This is a genomic window from Paracoccus nototheniae (assembly GCF_004335005.1).
In the GTDB taxonomy this organism is placed as follows: domain Bacteria; phylum Pseudomonadota; class Alphaproteobacteria; order Rhodobacterales; family Rhodobacteraceae; genus Paracoccus; species Paracoccus nototheniae.
Window position 1 is genome coordinate 1 of record NZ_RQRT01000180.1, and the last position, 617, is coordinate 617.

Genomic DNA, 617 nt, shown 5'->3' on the forward strand with positions numbered 1-617 from the left:
GGTCCGACATCGCCGCCGTCCGCCGCGCGCTGGACCGGGCGGGCCATCCGGCGCTGTTGCTGGTCGACGGGGTCAGCTCGATCGCCTGCTATGATTTCCGGATGGACGAATGGGGCGTCGATGTGGCGGTGACCGGGTCGCAAAAGGGCTTCATGCTGCCTCCCGGGCTGGCCATCGTCGGGTTTTCGCCCAAAGCCATGGCGGCGGTTCAGGGGGCGGGCCTGCCGCGCACTTTCTTCGACATCCGCGACATGGCCAAGGGCTATGCCGCCAACGGGTTCCCCTATACCCCGCCGGTCGGGCTGATCCACGGGCTGAAGGTCGCGACCGAGATGCTGCTGGATGAGGGGCTGGAGACCGTCTTTGCCCGCCATCACCGCATCGCCGAAGGCGTGCGCCGGGCGGTGGCCGCATGGGGGCTGACGCTGTGCGCCGCCCATCCGGATCTGTATTCCGACAGCGTCAGCGCGATCCGCACGCCCGAAGGGTTCGACGCGAACCGCATCGTCGGCCATGCGCTGAATGCCTATGGCGTGGCCTTTGGCACGGGTCTGGGCGATGTGGCGGGCAAGGTGTTCCGCATCGGCCATCTGGGCATGCTGACCGATGTGATGGCC

The 617-nt window shown here is 68.1% G+C and carries 1 protein-coding gene; it reads left to right on the top strand.

Translation table 11 applies throughout. The features are described 5' to 3' along the window. The coding region (locus tag EG885_RS22375) for a pyridoxal-phosphate-dependent aminotransferase family protein (protein WP_131579078.1) at nt 1-617 on the top strand (617 nt) is incomplete at both ends.